Genomic DNA, 14,425 nt, shown 5'->3' with positions numbered 1-14,425 from the left:
CTTGGCTAGACTTGACGGATGATCGATCCCGTGCTTCTCCGTGAACAGTCCGAGTTGGTCAAGCGCTCGCAGGAGGCGCGTGGCGCTTCGCCCGACACGGTCGATGAGGCGCTCGCCGCTGACCGCGCCCGTCGCGCTGCGATCACGGCCTTCGAAGACCTCCGCGCGGCGCAGAACGCGCACGGAAAGCTCGTCGCTCAGGCGCCCAAGGAGGAGAAGGCAGCGCTGGTCGCTGCCGCCAAGGAGCTCAGCGTCCAGGTCAAGGAAGCCCAGCACGCGGTGACCGCCGCGGAGGCTGCCGCAGACGAGGCGTTCGCCCGGATCGAGAACATCGTCATCGACGGCGTCCCGGCCGGCGGCGAGGAGAATTTCGTCACGCTGCGCACGCACGGCGGCACACCCAGCTTCGACTTCACCCCGCGCGACCACCTCGAACTGGGTGAGCTGCTCGGCGCGATCGACATGGAGCGCGGCACGAAGGTGTCGGGCAGCAGATTCTACTTCCTCACCGGCATCGGCGCGCGACTCGAGATCGCGATCATGATGCTCGCGCTGGACCGTGCCCTCCAGGCGGGCTTCACGCCCCTCATCCCTCCCACGCTGGTGCGGCCGGAGGTCATGAAGGGCACCGGATTCCTCGGGCAGCACGCCGATGAGATCTACCACCTCGAAGCCGACGACCTCTACCTCGTCGGCACGAGTGAAGTGCCGCTCGCCGGCTTCCACATGGGGGAGATCCTCAACCTCGACCGTGGTGCGAAGCGGTACGCCGGATGGTCGACCTGCTATCGCCGCGAGGCCGGTTCGTACGGCAAGGACACCCGCGGCATCATCCGCGTCCACCAGTTCAACAAGCTCGAGATGTTCGTGCACACCACGCCGGAGGACGCCGAGACCGAGCATCTGCGTCTCGTCGCGATGCAGGAGGGGATGCTGCAGGACCTCGGGCTCTCCTACCGGGTCATCGACGTCGCAGCAGGCGACCTGGGCTCCAGTGCGGCGCGCAAGTACGACGTCGAGGCGTGGGTGCCGACGCAGGACGCGTACCGCGAGCTGACCAGCACGAGCAACTGCACCACGTACCAGGCGAGGCGCCTGGATATCCGGTACCGCCCCGAGGTCGAGGCGGGCGAGAAGTCGAAGACCGCGTTCGTCGCGACCCTCAACGGCACCCTCGCCACCACCCGGTGGATCGTCGCCCTGCTCGAGACGCACCAGCGCGCGGACGGGTCGGTCACCGTCCCCGAGGTCTTGCGGCCGTACCTCGGCGGGCTCGAAGTCATGGAGCCCGTGGCGTGACGTCCGCCACGCACGAGCCGGGGCATCCTGCGCACCTTCCCGACACCGGCAGCATCGATGTCGTGCGGCGCTCCGAAGCCGCCGACCTCGTCGAGGAGATCGCGGCCGACGCCGAAGATCCCACCACCACCACCGAAGCCCTGCTCATCTGCCTCGACATCGACGGCACGATCCTCCTCGAGGACGAGACGCTCAGCCCCGGGGTTGTCGAGGCGGTGCGCCATGCCCACGCGGCGGGCCACGAGGTGATGCTCGCCACCGGACGCAGCTGGAGCGGCACCCGCGGCATCCAGCACGTGTTGGAGATCGCCCCCGAGTACGTGGTGTGTTCCAACGGCGCGGTCATCATGAAGCGTGAGGACACCGGCGAGCACGGTGAAGTGCGTTACGAGCGCTTCCACACGGAGCTCTTCGACCCCGCCACGGTGCTGACCCTGCTCAAGGAGCACCTGCCGGAGGCGCGGTACATGGTCGAGCGCGAGGACGGCGAGCGGTTGTACACCGACTACCTCGCCGACTGGAACCTCGTCGAGGGTCGCCGGGTGTCGTTCGATGAGCTGGGGGCGGAGCCTGTGAGCCGTGTGGTGGTGGTCTCGCCCGGTCAGACCGAGCAGGATTTCCTCGAGCTCGTCTCCGGCATCGGTCTCAATCAGGTCTCGTACGCGATCGGCTGGACCGCGTGGCTCGATATCGCCCCGATGGGCGTCGACAAGTCTTCGGCGCTCGAGCGGGTGCGCGGCTGGCTCGGCATCGACCCGGCGCACGTGCTGGTCATGGGCGACGGGCGCAACGACGTCGGCATGTTCCGCTGGGCGCTGGAGAACGGCGGTCGCGCGGTCGCGATGGCGCAGGGCCCGCAGGAGGTGCGGGATGCCGCGGGGGAGCAGACCTCCTCCGTGGCGGATGGCGGCGTCGCTGCGGTGCTCCGTCGCCTGTAGCGCCGTGTGACGGGGCATCTACCGCGTTGACACGCCGTTCAGCACCTCCACAGACGCGGTTGCGAGAATCGAGGATGGGTCAGTCGGCTAGACTCGACGCCGTTCGACGGATGCCTCGGCATCGGTCGGGAGGGTTGTCCGAGCGGCCGATGGACCTGGTCTTGAAAACCAGTGGGCAGCAATGTCCCGTGGGTTCGAATCCCACACCCTCCGCTAGCGCGGCGGAGGCCCCTAGGGGTCACCGCCGCCACCTGTAGAGGGCCCGTGCATTCCGAGAGGACCCGAGTGAGCCAGACGACCAAGCCCGCGAAGCGCGGCCGTCGCACGATTGCGCGACACGGCTTCCTGAAGTCGCCGCATCCGTTCGGCCAGCTGATGAAGATCGTCGGCGTGGTGCTGGCTGTCGTGCTGGTCTCCGGCGCGGGCGTCGCCGCCTACGCGCTCACCGACCTCACGACGGACTTCACCGACGACGCGGTCGCGCTCGAAGGCCAGGCTCCGGTTCCGCCCGACATCGGGGCGATCGAGGGAGGCGTCAACCTCTTCATCGCGGGCACCGACGAGTGCCTGCCCGAGTTCGCGGCGTACTTCGGCGACCGATGCACCGGCGCTGACGCCAGCGGCGAGCTCAACGACGTCAACCTGCTGGTGCACATCTCGGACAACCCGCGGCGCGTGACGGTCGTCTCCTTCCCGCGCGACCTGATGGTCCCCATCCCTGCCTGCACCCGGGCCGACGGCTCGCAGTCCTCGGCGATGAGCAAGCAGCAGATCAACTCGGCATTCATGTACGGCGGGCTGTCATGCGTCGTGAACACCGTCTCCGAGCTGAGCGGGATGAACATCCCGTTCGCGGCGAAGGTGAACTTCGGCGGTGTCATCAACATCACCGACGCCATCGGCGGAGTGGACGTCTGCATCGGCAACGGCGGCATCCGTGACTTCTACACCGGCATCGACTGGCCGGCCGGCGCCCGCACGATTCAGGGCATCGAGGCGCTGCAGTTCCTCCGTACGCGCCACGGCCTCGAGAACGGCAGCGACCTGGCACGCATCTCGAACCAGCAGCAGTACATGTCGCGCCTCGCGCACAAGCTGGTGAGTGAGGACGTGCTGTCCAACCCGGCAACGCTGTACAAGCTCGCCAGCGCTGCCGTGAAGAACGTCACGCCCAGCCAGAGCCTGACCAACCCGCTCACGCTCGTGCAGATCGCCCTCGCGGTCAAGAACGTACCGTTCGACGAGATCGTCTTCGTGCAGTACCCCGTCAACGCGGACCCGGCCGACCCCAACCGGGTTGTGCCGAACCGTGCCGCGGCCGACCAGCTGTGGGCCGCGCTGGCGGCGAACCAGCCGATCGTCCCGACCAGCGACCCGAACGCCGGAGGCGGCGTCATCGTCGTCGAGCCGACGCCGGGTGAGGCCGTGACGCCGGACCCCGCGGCGACGCCCGGAGACACCGCGGCCCCGGCACCGAGCCAGACGGCGATCGAGCTGCCGGACTCGATCCCGGGCACTACCGCTGCGCAGCAGACCTGTTCGGCGGGCAACCTCCGCGGTTGACGTGGTTTCGCGTGAGCGTGGTTCGGCGAGAGCCGTTCCAGCGGTTATGATTGCTGGGCGCATCCGCTACTCGTGAGCACTGGATGCCTGGAGACGTCGCATAGTTCGGCCTAGTGCACCACCCTGCTAAGGTGGAGACCTCGCAAGGGGTCCGAGGGTTCAAATCCCTCCGTCTCCGCAGAAAAACCCCCGGTCAGCCGGGGGTTTTCGCGTTGATGTGGGTGCCTTGGAGCCAGGGATCACGGGCCACAGTTCTGCCCTCGGCGGCATCATCCCCCGCGGCGCGCTGGCCGCGCGAACTCCGCCCATAGCCGCCGTCGATGCAGGGCATCAGCGATATCCCGTTTGCCGCATGATGGCCAGCCGCTGTACTGGGAGAGCCTCGCCATCGGTGCGGCCGCGCGACGCATCCGACGTCGCTGCGAACAGGCGTCCTCGATGTGGAGCACGCCCTCTGAGGAGGTTCGATGACGAACGTCACTGTAAACAACCAGGAGAGCACGCCGCTGCGGCGGGCGGGCGGGTGGCAGGCGGTCCTGCTGCTCGCGGGCAGCTGCATGCCCGTGCTCGGCTCGGTGCTGATCACTCCGGTGCTGCCGCAGCTGTCGGCGCACTTCGCCGATGTGCCGGCATCCGAGATCCTCGTGCCGATGATCGTCGCGATCCCGGCGCTCATCATCGCGATCTTCGCGCCTTTCGCCGGTCAGATCGTGGACCGCTTGGGGCGCAAGACGCTGCTCATCATCGCGATGTTCGCGTACGCGGTCGTCGGCACGGCGCCGGCCTGGCTCGAGGGCCTGCCCGAGATCCTGCTGAGCCGCGTGCTGGTGGGGGTGTGCGAGGCAGCGATCATGACCGTCTGCACGACGCTCATCGTCGACTACTTCCACGAGGAGCGTCGACGCAACAAGTACCTGGGGCTGCAGACGGTGACCACCACCCTCGCCGCGACCGTCTTCATCATCCTGGGCGGAGCGCTCGGCGTCGGGGGCTGGCACACGCCGTTCTGGGTGTACGCCGTGAGCATCGTGATCGCAGTGCCGATGATCTTCTCGCTGTGGGAACCGACGCCGGCCGAAGCCGGCGACACCCGCGTGGAGACCGTCGCGAAGACACGCATCCCGTGGCGGCGCATCGCCGTCCCGCTCGTGGTCACTCTCTTCGGTGGTTTCACCTTCTACGTGATCATCATCGAGGCGAGCTACCTCGTCGTCGGCACCGGGGTGGCCGCGACGGATACCGCGACGATCGGGCTCGTCGCCGCAATCGCATCGCTGGCCACCGCGATCGGCGGACTCATCTTCGCGCGCCTTCGGCGACTGCGCGCGGGGAGCCTGACCCCCGTCGCGTTCGCATTGCAGGCGATCGGGATGCTGGTCATCTGGGTGGTGCCCGGGCTCGCCGGGATCATCATCGGTGCCGTCATCGCCTCCTTCGGCGCGGGGCTGCTCCTGCCTTCGCTGGTCACCTGGGTCGTCGCGACGACCACCTTCGAGGACCGTGGACGGGTGACCGGGTGGTGGACGGCGGCGTTCTTCCTGGGCCAGTTCCTGACGCCGATTCTGATGGGCGCCATCGGAGCGGGCGTCGGCGGCCTCTCGGCCGCCGTGGGGATCGTCGGCATCGCCGCCGGTGTCGTCGCCGTGCTGGTGTGGTTCGCGACGCGTCGCAAGGGGGCACCTGTCGCGGCCGCATGAGCCACGCAGAGCGGCCGGGATCGTCGAGATCCCGGCCGCTCTGCGTTCATGCGCTGGTCGGTGGATCGTGCATGGCCAGGCTCTGCGCGGCCTCCGCGAACAGTCCCCGCATCCAGGCATGCTCGGGGTCGCGACCATGGACAGGATGCCACCACATCGCGTTGAGCACCGGCGTGGCATCGAACGGCGGCTCGTACAGTCGGATCCCTCCGCCGGCGAGGGCGACGTGTGCCAGCCCGGACTGGATCAGCCCCAGTCGATCCGTGCCCGCGATGAAATGCGGCAGGGCGAGGAAACTCTCCACGACGGCGTCGATCTGCGGCTCGATCCCCAATTGCTGGAGCTGACGGCTGGCAGAGGTGAACGCGGTGCGCGACTGGTAGGTGAACACCCACCGCGAGTGCGCCATGAGGTCCATCGTGAGTCCCTCGGCCGCGCGCTCGTTCGTGTCGGAGGCGACGATGAGCCATCGGTCCCGCCACAGGTCGAGGTACGGCAGATCGGTCAGGAAGCCGTGCGGGATGAGCAATCCATCGACGGAACGCAACCGGGCATCGACCTCGTCGATGACTGTCGGTGAATGCAGCACGAACCGGAATCTCACTCCGGGCGCGCGCTCCGCCGCGAGCGTGGACACCGCGGCTCCGATGGTCGCGAACGCGTAGTCGGAGCCGTAGACCGAGAACTCGCGGGTGGAGTGCTCCGGGGTCCAATCGGCTTGGCTGTCGAAGACGCGGCGTGCGGATTCCAGCGCGGTGGAGGTGTGATCGGCGAGTCGAATCGCGAGCGCCGTGAGCTCGTACGCGTTGCCGCGTCGTGCCAGCAGAGGGTCGTTGAAATGCGTCCGCAGTCGTGCGAGTGACGCGCTGAGGGCCGGCTGGCTCAGGCGGAGCCGCTCGGCCGCCTTCGTGACGCTGCGCTCGGTGAGCAGGGCGTCGAGGGCGACCAGGAGGTTGAGATCCAGTCGGGACAGTGGGGGGCGATCGGGCATTTCACGTTCTCCCTGTGACCGTGTGGGTCATAGATGACATCTATGTCGGGGATAGCTAACCACGGATTCCCTGATGCGCAACTCCCGCGCAGAGTGGACCGCAGAGACCCGCTCGAAAGGATCGAAGATGATCAAGCTGTTGTCCCACCTCTCGTATGTCGCGATCACGACGCCGGACGTGGAGGCATCCGTCGCGTTCTATGAGGCGCAGGTCGGCCTGACCGTCGTCGAACGCATCGACGGTGCCGTCTACCTCCGCTGCTGGGGGGACTACTACAAGTACTCCGTCGTCGTCCTGCCCGGCGATGAGCCCGCGCTGTCGACGATGGCCTGGCGGACCTCCAGCGCTGAGGCGCTGGTGGAGGCGGCGTCGCGCGTCGAGGCCGCGGGCATCCAGGGCGAGTGGTTCGACGGCCCCGCGATCGGCCGTGCCTACCACTTCACCGGGCCGTGGGGGCACAGTATGACCCTGCACTGGGACGTGGAGCGTCACCAGGCTCCTGCTCAGGACGTGTCGATCTACCCCGATCGTCCCGAGAAGCGCAGCAAGGTCGCGGGTGCGCCTCGCCAGCTCGACCACGTCACGGTCGCCACCAGCGATGTCGACGCGTTCGCCGCCTGGTACAACGAGGTGCTCGGTTTCCGCATCATGGCCAAGACGATCCTCGACGAGGCGCCCATCTCGGTCTTCTCGGTGCTCACGACGAACGAGAAGTCCCACGATCTCGGTGTCGTTCTCGACGGCTCCAGCCGTGCCGGCCGTATCAACCACTACGCCTTCTGGGTCGACACTCGCGAAGAGCTCCTCATCGCCGCCGACGTGCTGATGGAGAACGGGTACCCGATCGAGTACGGGCCCTCCATCCACGGCATCGGTGAGCAGACCTTCCTCTACTATCGCGAGCCGTCGAGCCTGCGCATCGAGCTGAACACGGGCGGCTACCGCAACTACGTGCCGGACTGGGAGCCCAACACGTGGAAGCCGTCGCTCGGCTCGAACAACTTCTACCGCAACGGTGCCATGCCGATGTCGATGACCGAGTCGTTCCCTGCCGCCGACGGTCCCAGCGCCACGGAAGAAGGCGTCCCCGACGAGATCAAGGACGCCCTGTTCAACCCCTACGCCAAGCAGGGTCGGGGCTGACGATCGTGGATGCACCTTTCGCCCTCGCCCGCTTCCGCGACGGTGCCGGTGTGCGCCTCGGGCTGGTCGCGGGGGAGCGTATCCGCCCGCTCACCGCCGACGAGCTCGGAGCCGCCGACCTCAACGACTTCCTGTCGGCGCCGGACTGGGACCGGCTCGCCGCGCTCGCTGCGGTGAACGGAGACGAGTGGATGCCGCTGTCGGACGTGACGCTGACGGCTCCGGTGCAGCCGCGCCAGGTGCTGCAGGCGGGGGCGAACTACCGGGAGCACGTGATCGAACTGGTCGCAGCGGGTCTGACGCAGAACTCGGACCGCACCCCGGAGGAGGCTCGGGAGTTCGCCGCGAAGATGATGGACGATCGAGCGGCGAACGGCGAACCGTACTTCTTCATCGGACTGCCCGCCTGTGTGGTGGGCGATGACGTCCCCCTGGTCCTGCCCGCCTACAGCGAGGTGCACGACTGGGAACTCGAGCTCGCGATCGTGATCGGCCGCGAAGCGTTCCGCGTCTCACGGGAGGACGCTCTGGACCATGTCGCGGGCTACACGATCGTCAACGACGTCACCACGCGCGACCTGGTGTTCCGCAAGGACATGAAGGAGATCGGCACCGACTGGTACCGGGCCAAGAACGCCCCGGGATTCCTGCCGACCGGTCCGTTCCTGGTACCGGCGCCCTTCATCGATGGGGGAGACCTCGAGGTACGCCTCGAGCTCAACGGCCAGGTGATGCAGGACGGGCGCACCAGCGATCTGCTGTTCGACATCGCCGCGCTCATCTCGGGCGCGAGCCAGACGATGCCGCTCCTTCCGGGAGATCTGCTGCTGACGGGGAGCCCCGCAGGCAACGGCCAACACTGGAAACGGTTCCTGCGCGACGGCGATGTGATGACCGGCTTGATCAGCGGACTGGGCACCCAGGTCGTGCGCTGTGTCGCCGAAGAGGCCGGTCGGTGAACGAGCGCGGCGAGACGAATCGCCCGTCGGAGAACCCCGCAGACATCGACCGGTCGAATCCTGAGGTGGAGATCGTCGCGCGTGCCGAAGCCTTCCGGAACTGGGGGCGCTGGGGCGAGGATGACGTGCTCGGCACGCTCAACTTCATCGACGCGGCAAAGCGGGTCGAGGCCGCTGCACTGGTCACTGAGGGCACGGTGATCTCGCTCGCGCAGTCGTTCGATACCGACGGCCCGCAGAAGGGCTGGCGTCGCCGCACGAATCCCGTGCACACGATGACAGACACCGGCGTCGATGCTGAGCGTGGCAACCAGGGGTTCCCGCACGGCATCGGCGGGGCCGATGACGTCATCGCCATGCCGCTCCAGTGCTCGACCCAGTGGGATGGGCTCGGCCACATCTTCGATCACGGCGTCGCCTGGAACGGGCGTCGTGCGGGTGACGTCGTCACGAGTGAGGGCGATCTCGTCACCGGTATCGAGCACGCGGCATCCGTCATCGTCTCGCGCGGGGTTCTGCTCGACATCGGCGCGCACCTGCGACCAGAGGACGGCGAACTGCCCGACGGACACGCGATCAGCGCGGCCGAACTCGACGCCTGCGCCGCCGCCCAGGGCGTGGCCATCGGCCGCGGCGACATCGTGCTCGTGCGCACCGGACGTCTCGCCCGCGCGCGCCGCGAGGGGTGGGGCGAGTACGCCGGTGGCCCTGCCGCGGGGCTTTCGCTGACGACGGCGGGCTGGCTGCATCGCACGGAGATCGCCGCGATCGCGACCGACACCTGGGGATTCGAGGTGCGGCCCAACGAGTTCGACGTGCCCTCCTTCCAGCCGCTGCACCAAGTCGTGATCCCCAACATGGGTCTGACGATCGGCGAGATGTGGGATCTGGATGCGCTCGCCGCCTCCTGCCGTGCGCGCAGACGGTGGGACTTCCTGCTGTCTGCCCCGCCGCTGCCGATCACCGGAGCGGTGGGCTCTCCGATCAATCCCGTCGCCGTCTTCTGACGCGCACACTCGTTCAAGAACAGAGAGGTTCTGACATGACCGCAGTACACAAGGTCGCGATCGCCGGCAGCGGCGTGGCGGCGATGGCCGCCGCCATCCAGCTCGCGAAGGGCGGTGTCGAGGTCGACGTGTTCGAGGTGAAACCGGAGTTGAGCGCGCTCGGCTCCGGCATCTCGCTGCAGGGCAACGCCCTGCGCGTGTTCGATGCCCTCGGCGTCTGGGAGGACGTTCGCGCGGCCGGCTATCCCTTCGAGGGCCTGAACCTCCGTGCTCCCGGCCCAGGGGCGCCGATCGTCGCCGAGCTTCCCGATGTGAAGACCGGCGGTCCGGATTACCCGGCAGGGATGGGGATGCCGCGTCCCGAACTCGCCCGCATCCTGCACGAACACGCCGCGAAGGCCGGGGTGCGCGTGCACTTCGGTTCGGGAGTGACCGGACTGGATTCACGCGCCGATGGTGTCGAGGTGTTCGTGAACGAGGCGTCCACCGGAGTGTTCGATCTGCTGATCGGTGCGGACGGGCTCAACTCCACGGTCCGTGGACTGATCGGCATCGAGACCACGCCCCAGCCGACCGGCATGGGCATCTGGCGTTCGTTCGTATCGCGGCCCGCCGACGTCGTCCGCAGCGAACTGTACTACGGCGGCCCGGTCTACATCGCGGGCTATACCCCGACCGGTGAGGACTCGATGTACGCGTTCCTCGTCGAGCAGGCCCAGGACCGCAGCGCCGTCACCGACGCGCAAGCCGTCGAGATCATGCAGGGCGAGTCGATGGCCTACCAGGGGCCGTGGGAGTCGATCCGCGCCGACCTCTCGGCCGGCGCGCACGTCAACTACACGTGGTTCACCTCCCACGTCGTGCCCGCGCCGTGGAATCGCGGGCGCGTCGTGATCATCGGGGATGCCGCGCACAGCTGCCCTCCGACGATCGCGCAGGGCGCCGCTCAGGCGTTGGAGGACGCCTTCGTCCTCACCGAACTCCTCGTCTCCCGTGATGCAGTCGATCAGCAGCTCTGGGACGAATTCCATGCACGGCGTCTCCCGCGCGCCCGGGCCGTTGTCGAGGCATCCGTGCAGCTGGGCCAGTGGCAGCTGGATGGTGTTCGCGACGCGGACGTGCCCGGCCTCATGTTCGCGATCGCGCACCAGATGGCGGAGCCGGCATGAGCGGGACGGGCGAGCGGATGCCGGTCACCGATGTGCATGCGCACGTCCTGCTGCCGGGGCTCCACGCCGAGGTCGAGCGTCGCGATCCCGCAGGAGTGTCCGCTGCAGCCGAGCTCGACCTCCGGCGCAACGGCGCGGAGAGTCAGCGCGTGTCGGGACCCATGGTCGGCGCCCGCGTTCCGAAGCTCACGGATGTCGCCGTTCGGCTGGCCGCGATGGACGCGCAGGGTGTCGATCGGCAGTGGGTGAGTGTGTCACCGAACCACTTCTATCCCTGGGCGAACGAGCAACTGGCGGTGTGGGTGGCGCAGGAGACCAACAGGCTGGTCGCCGAGCACGTCGCCGCCGCGCCCGACCGCCTCATCGGGCTCGGCGTCGTCCCGTTGCAGCACGCTTCACGCATCCTCGAATGCGTCGACGATGCGGTACTCGGACGCGGGCTCGCGGGCGTCGAGATCTCCTCCTTCGCCGGCGATGTCGAGCTGTCGGACCCGCGGCTCGAGCCGTTCTGGTCGCGTGTCGAAGAGCTCGGCGCGATCGTCTTCCTGCATCCGTTCGGTTGCAGCCTCGATGAGCGCCTCGACCGGTTCTACCTCGCCAACACGGTCGGGCAGCCGGCCGAGAACGCGGTGGCGCTGTCTCACCTCATCTTCGCCGGTGTGCTGGACCGCCATCCGGGACTCAAGATCGTCGCCGCGCACGGTGGCGGCTATCTGCCCACAGCGATCGGACGCTCCGACCATGCGTGGCGGGTGCGTCCCGACGCGCACGGCTGCGCCCAGGAGCCATCGAGCTACCTGCGCCGGATCTGGTTCGACACCGTCGTGCACGACGGCCCCGCCCTGCGCCACCTCGTCGAGGTCGCCGGGGCATCTCAGGTGGTGCTGGGCAGCGACTTCCCGTTCGACATGGGTTTGGACGATCCCGTCGCCGCCGTGCGCGCGGCGGGCCTGCCGGACGAGGTCACCGAGCGGATCCTCTCCGGCAATGCCGCGAGTCTGCTCGAAAGCCGGGTGCGCGCATGAGGATCGCGCGGTGGCGGCAGGGGGATGCCGTGGGCGAGGGATTCGTCGACGGCGACGTCGTGATCCCGTTTCCGGACGGCGTGACCGTCGCCGATGTGCTGGAGCTCGGTCTCGTGGCGTTGCCCGGGATCCGTGCCGCATCGACGAGCATGGGCGCCCCGCTGGCCGACGTGCGACTGCTCGCACCGCTCGTTCCGGCGGCGATCCGTGACTTCGTCGCGTTCGAGGAGCACGTCGAGGGCATGAGTGCGTCGATCGACGGCGCGAGCGAGGTCGTGCCCGAGTGGTACCAGGCGCCGACGTTCTACTTCACGAACCCGCACACGGTTCTCGGTCCGGGTGAGCCGGTCGCGCCGCCGGAAACCGAGAAGCTCGACTTCGAACTGGAGCTCGCGGCGGTGATCGGCGCGTCCGCAGGATCAGCAGGGACGAACCTCACGACCGAAGCTGCGGCATCCCATATCTTCGGCTACACGATCATGAACGACTGGTCTGCCCGCGATCTCCAGGCCCGCGAGATGAAAGTGCGTCTGGGGCCGGCGAAGGGCAAGGACTTCGGCACGAGCCTCGGCCCCTGGATCGTCACAGCCGATGAGCTCGCTCCGTTCGTCGACGACGAGGGTTTCCTCACGATACGAGCCGAAGTCTTCGTCAACGGCGCGTTGATAGGAGAGGACCTCATCTCGAACATGGGCTGGCCGTTCGCGGAGCTCGTCGCGTACGCATCGCGCAACTCCCGCATCGTTCCGGGAGATGTGCTGGGGTCGGGGACGGTCGGCAACGGAGGATGCCTCGGCGAACTGTGGGGTCGCGCCGGCGAACTCGTACCCCCGTTGCAGGAGGGCGACGAGGTCCGGATGGTCGTGGAGGGCGTCGGTGACATCGTGAACACTGTCGGCGCGCGCGTCTCTGCGCCGCCGATTCCGCGCGCGCGACAGCGCTCGCGCGCGCGGCGCAAGGCCTGACTTGACGGCAGCCGTGCGCCCACGACCTCCGGCCCGAGAGGTAGTTCCTGCCTCCACTCGGAGGAAGGAGGAGTAGTTCTCGGGCGGCGGCAACGGTTCGACGCGAGTGCATCAGAATCCGCGTTCGGGCGTGGCCGCTCCGACCCGGTGATCGGCGCGCAACGAGGCGCCGGGCACTCGGACCGTTTGCACGGTCAACTCATGCGGCCGAAAGTGGCGTCGATATCGGCCATCTCCATCGCCGCTGTCGCCTCGATCAGCGCGATCAGGTCCTCGTCTGCCCCGGGGGAGAACTCTTCGAAACGCTCGACCGAGATCTCCGACGGCGCGCCTTCCGGAGCCTGCTCGCTGGCGTCGAGCTTGGTGCCGTCTTTCGAAGGAGACATCCCCTGGAAGATCTTTCCCGCCTCGGACTGATCACCCAGGTCGAACGAGTACTGCTTACTCTGCAGCCCGAGATCGAGAAGCCGCTTGACCTCGGGGAAGCGCTCCGCGTTGGTCTTCGGGATCGGCAGCGTCCGCTTCCAGTTGATCCCGAGCGTCTCCAGAGCCTTCGCGTATGCGTTCTCGTGGGCCTGGTCGCGGACGATCAGGTAGGCGATGGTGGAGCGAGCCATCTTGTTGTCTGTCATCTCGTACAGCCGGCACTTCTGCAGTCGCCCGGTGGATTCCAGCATCAGATTGTAGAGGAGGTCGAGAACCAGGTTGCCGGAGTTGTAGACGTAGCTGCCGCTCCAGGGGTTCCCCACCGAGTCGACGGGCAACGCACCCTGCGCTCCCACGAGGTAGTGGTGGATGTTGCCGTGGTCCAGGGCGATGTTCAGGGGGGTGGCGCCGTCGGCTCCCGGCTTGTCGATCGGGTCGCCCTTCTTGCCGTGGTAGGCGGGCGAGCCGTCCAACAGCCGCGAGATCGTGGTGCCGATGAGTTCGACGTGGCTTATCTCCTCGGTGCCGATGCCCTGGATGAGGTCGCGATAGGGCTTCGCGGCGGGGCCACGGAAGTTGATGCTCTGGAACAGGTACTGCATCATCGTGCGCATCTCGCCGAACTGACCACCCAGTCCCTCCTGCAGGGCGTTGGCTGCCGCAGGATCGGGCTCGTCCTGCTCGATGGGGTTGATCAGTTGTTGCAGGTGAAAGTACATGGGGCCTCCTCGATGCGAACGTCATGTCAGTGTGCGCGCCCGGCGCCTCGCGCCCGCAGGGGTGGACAGCCGTGCAGGCGACGCGTATGCTCGCGCGCCGGTGGGAGACGGGTCGTAAGCCGGCCGCGCAACCTCCTCCACTGGGGCACGGTCGGAGACCCCTCGCAGTGAACGTCACGCCGACGGCGTGTGCGGTTCGAGGGGCTCCACCGCGAGGTGCCGATACGGACAGTCACGGCGGGCCGAGCTTCCCTCGGAAGCTCTCACCAGGCCTCTATTGCACCGGACTGGATCATCTCATTCCGCAGTGCGTCTTCGAAGTCGTCGGCTTCGTCCCTCAACTCGGCCATCGATCGAGGATCTGGCCAAGACTCATCCTCGATCGCTCTCGCTACGAATTGCTCGTTCTCCAAGGAGCACTCATCTCCTTCGCTCATGTACTCGGCGTGGTGCGCTCCCGATGCGGCCGCGCTCTGCGTCGAGGTGTCGTCTCAGATCCCGTACCGGGCGGGGGATTCCCGGA

At 67.8% G+C, this 14,425-nt stretch carries 12 protein-coding genes and 2 tRNA genes; 12 read left to right on the top strand and 2 right to left on the bottom strand.

Annotated elements, in window-relative coordinates:
* Positions 1-18: 18 nt before the first annotated feature.
* From serS to ASD65_RS09120, 6 genes are all read left to right on the top strand, one after another.
* Positions 19-1,299, top strand: a complete 1,281-nt coding sequence (gene serS, locus ASD65_RS09145) for a serine--tRNA ligase (RefSeq protein ID WP_056221473.1) — start codon at positions 19-21, stop codon at positions 1,297-1,299.
* Complete coding sequence (locus ASD65_RS09140) at positions 1,296-2,237, top strand: HAD family hydrolase (RefSeq protein WP_082561650.1); 942 nt, start codon at positions 1,296-1,298, stop codon at positions 2,235-2,237. Before serS ends, ASD65_RS09140 begins: the two co-directional genes overlap by 4 nt.
* A 128-nt stretch (positions 2,238-2,365) precedes the next feature.
* Positions 2,366-2,450: transfer RNA gene (locus ASD65_RS09135), tRNA-Ser, on the top strand.
* Between the two features lie 72 nt (positions 2,451-2,522).
* Positions 2,523-3,800 carry an LCP family protein gene (locus tag ASD65_RS09130; RefSeq protein ID WP_056221470.1) on the top strand — a complete coding sequence of 426 codons (1,278 nt, stop codon included), beginning with the start codon at positions 2,523-2,525 and terminating at the stop codon, positions 3,798-3,800.
* Between the two features lie 89 nt (positions 3,801-3,889).
* A tRNA-Ser gene (locus tag ASD65_RS09125) sits at positions 3,890-3,978 on the top strand.
* 289 nt (positions 3,979-4,267) lie between these two features.
* Complete coding sequence (locus ASD65_RS09120; RefSeq protein ID WP_056221465.1) at positions 4,268-5,497, top strand: MFS transporter; 1,230 nt, start codon at positions 4,268-4,270, stop codon at positions 5,495-5,497.
* Positions 5,498-5,543: 46 nt separating this feature from the next.
* On the opposite strand, the gene ASD65_RS09115 is transcribed toward ASD65_RS09120, so the two are convergent.
* A complete protein-coding gene (locus ASD65_RS09115) occupies positions 5,544-6,488 on the bottom strand; it encodes a LysR family transcriptional regulator (protein ID WP_056221463.1) in 945 nt (314 codons plus the stop codon).
* A gap of 127 nt (positions 6,489-6,615) precedes the next feature.
* Between ASD65_RS09115 and ASD65_RS09110 the strand changes: the two genes are divergently transcribed.
* From ASD65_RS09110 to ASD65_RS09085, 6 genes are read left to right on the top strand one after another with little or no spacing between them, the layout of a single operon-like run.
* On the top strand, positions 6,616-7,632 hold the full coding sequence (locus ASD65_RS09110) for a VOC family protein (protein ID WP_056224680.1): 1,017 nt from the start codon (positions 6,616-6,618) through the stop codon (positions 7,630-7,632).
* A gap of 2 nt (positions 7,633-7,634) precedes the next feature.
* A complete protein-coding gene (locus ASD65_RS09105) occupies positions 7,635-8,591 on the top strand; it encodes a fumarylacetoacetate hydrolase family protein (RefSeq protein ID WP_056224679.1) in 957 nt (318 codons plus the stop codon).
* On the top strand, positions 8,588-9,598 hold the full coding sequence (locus ASD65_RS09100; RefSeq protein WP_200948644.1) for a cyclase family protein: 1,011 nt from the start codon (positions 8,588-8,590) through the stop codon (positions 9,596-9,598). Before ASD65_RS09105 ends, ASD65_RS09100 begins: the two co-directional genes overlap by 4 nt.
* Before the next feature lie 35 nt (positions 9,599-9,633).
* The gene (locus ASD65_RS09095) at positions 9,634-10,767 is read left to right on the top strand and encodes an FAD-dependent monooxygenase (RefSeq protein WP_056221460.1); all 1,134 of its coding nucleotides are present in this window, start codon (positions 9,634-9,636) and stop codon (positions 10,765-10,767) included.
* A complete protein-coding gene (locus ASD65_RS09090) occupies positions 10,764-11,792 on the top strand; it encodes an amidohydrolase family protein (protein WP_056221457.1) in 1,029 nt (342 codons plus the stop codon). Before ASD65_RS09095 ends, ASD65_RS09090 begins: the two co-directional genes overlap by 4 nt.
* Positions 11,789-12,757 carry a fumarylacetoacetate hydrolase family protein gene (locus ASD65_RS09085; protein ID WP_056221454.1) on the top strand — a complete coding sequence of 323 codons (969 nt, stop codon included), beginning with the start codon at positions 11,789-11,791 and terminating at the stop codon, positions 12,755-12,757. Before ASD65_RS09090 ends, ASD65_RS09085 begins: the two co-directional genes overlap by 4 nt.
* A gap of 194 nt (positions 12,758-12,951) precedes the next feature.
* On the opposite strand, the gene ASD65_RS09080 is transcribed toward ASD65_RS09085, so the two are convergent.
* Positions 12,952-13,902 (bottom strand): manganese catalase family protein, encoded by a 951-nt coding sequence (locus ASD65_RS09080; protein ID WP_056221451.1) that lies wholly within the window; start codon positions 13,900-13,902, stop codon positions 12,952-12,954.
* Between the last annotated feature and the right edge of the window lie 523 nt (positions 13,903-14,425).

Source organism: Microbacterium sp. Root61 (assembly GCF_001427525.1).
GTDB lineage: Bacteria > Actinomycetota > Actinomycetes > Actinomycetales > Microbacteriaceae > Microbacterium.
The sequence above is the reverse complement of the archived record's forward strand: the minus strand, read 5'-3'. Positions and strand labels throughout refer to the sequence as shown.

Bases quoted from the DNA above. Each gene is read 5' to 3' on its own strand.
- serS (WP_056221473.1), top strand. From the start codon at position 19: ATGATCGATCCCGTGCTTCTCCGTGAACAGTCCGAGTTGGTCAAGCGC.
- ASD65_RS09120 (WP_056221465.1), top strand. From the start codon at position 4,268: ATGACGAACGTCACTGTAAACAACCAGGAGAGCACGCCGCTGCGGCGG.
- ASD65_RS09115 (WP_056221463.1), bottom strand. From the start codon at position 6,488: ATGCCCGATCGCCCCCCACTGTCCCGACTGGATCTCAACCTCCTGGTC.
- ASD65_RS09110 (WP_056224680.1), top strand. From the start codon at position 6,616: ATGATCAAGCTGTTGTCCCACCTCTCGTATGTCGCGATCACGACGCCG.
- ASD65_RS09095 (WP_056221460.1), top strand. From the start codon at position 9,634: ATGACCGCAGTACACAAGGTCGCGATCGCCGGCAGCGGCGTGGCGGCG.
- ASD65_RS09090 (WP_056221457.1), top strand. From the start codon at position 10,764: ATGAGCGGGACGGGCGAGCGGATGCCGGTCACCGATGTGCATGCGCAC.
- ASD65_RS09085 (WP_056221454.1), top strand. From the start codon at position 11,789: ATGAGGATCGCGCGGTGGCGGCAGGGGGATGCCGTGGGCGAGGGATTC.
- ASD65_RS09080 (WP_056221451.1), bottom strand. From the start codon at position 13,902: ATGTACTTTCACCTGCAACAACTGATCAACCCCATCGAGCAGGACGAG.